The sequence below is a fragment of the Agrobacterium sp. SUL3 genome (genome assembly GCF_001263295.1).
In the GTDB taxonomy this organism is placed as follows: domain Bacteria; phylum Pseudomonadota; class Alphaproteobacteria; order Rhizobiales; family Rhizobiaceae; genus Agrobacterium; species Agrobacterium tomkonis.
Genome location: NZ_KQ414562.1, coordinates 1 through 1114, shown reverse-complemented (window position 1 = coordinate 1114; position 1114 = coordinate 1). Strand labels below are relative to the sequence as shown.

The 1114-nt window shown below is 63.4% G+C and carries 1 protein-coding gene; it reads left to right on the top strand.

Translation table 11 applies throughout. The features are described from left to right. The first annotated feature begins 157 nt into the window (after positions 1-157). On the top strand, positions 158-1099 hold the full coding sequence (locus AKG12_RS28985) for an IS110 family RNA-guided transposase (RefSeq protein WP_052821469.1): 942 nt from the start codon (positions 158-160) through the stop codon (positions 1097-1099). Positions 1100-1114 lie beyond the last annotated feature (15 nt).

Genomic DNA, 1114 nt, shown 5'->3' with positions numbered 1-1114 from the left:
GCATCAGCCGGGCAGCGCAAGCCCGGCTGATGCAGGCAGGCGGCCGTTTTTTCGGGCTGGTTTAGACAGCCGAGGTCAAGCAAGGCCCTGCCTGCTCCCTTTGACCCCGAACGGTTGATCGGGCTTTTGCCCGCACCACAAGCCTGGGAGCAAGGCCATGATACACGATATCGCCGTCGTCGGCATCGACGTTTCCAAGCAGTACTTCGACATCCATATCCACCCCACCGGCAAAAGCTTTCGTTGCGGCTCGTCACCGGATGAGATCGCACAGCTGGCCCGGCGCCTTAGGGAACTGGGGCCGGTGGCCGTCGGCCTCGAAGCCTCGGGCGGTTATGAAAGCAGGCTGGCCGATGGTCTTCATGCCGCCGGCCTTGAGGTTTATGTCGTCGCCCCCGCCCGCGTGCGCGGCTTTGCCCGCACCATCGGTCAACTGGCAAAGACCGACCGGATCGATGCGGCCATGATCGCTCGCTATCTGATGGCGGTGCGGTCCAACCTCACCCCTCACGCGCCTGATCCTTCTTGCCGCAGGCTGAGTGCGATCGGCGCCCACCGCCGACGCCTGCTGGCCGAAAAGAGCGGGCTCGTCAGCCAGCTCGACACTATCGACGAACCGCTGGTGCGCGACCTGATCGAGGAACGCCTGCGGACTATCGCACAGGATATCGCCACATTGGATGCGGCAATCGGTGATGTGCTGGCGCAGACGCCGCGGTTGCGCAAAAGCCATGCGCGCCTTCGCCAGGTCACCGGCGTCGGGCCGGTCCTGGCAACGGCACTGCTTGCCGACATGCCGGAACTGGGCAAAGTCTCCTCAAAGGTCGCCGCCGCCCTTCTCGGTGTCGCGCCCCATGCGCGCCAGTCGGGCGCATCGGACCGAAACGGACGATGTGCGGGCGGCAGAAAGCACCTGCGCGATATCGCCTACATGGCCGTGCTCAGCGCCATCAAGGTAAGGGACCCTGTCCTCGGCGACTTCTATCAAAGGCTCAGAACGCGCGGTAAGCCCTTCAAACTCGCCATGATCGCAACCGTGCGAAAACTCATCACGATCCTCAACGCTATCGCTCGATCAGACCCTGCTTTCCAGCAATAACTCCACGGTTGCTTG

Coding starts and splice junctions, on each gene's coding strand:
- AKG12_RS28985 (WP_052821469.1), top strand. CDS start 158: ATGATACACGATATCGCCGTCGTCGGCATCGACGTTTCCAAGCAGTAC.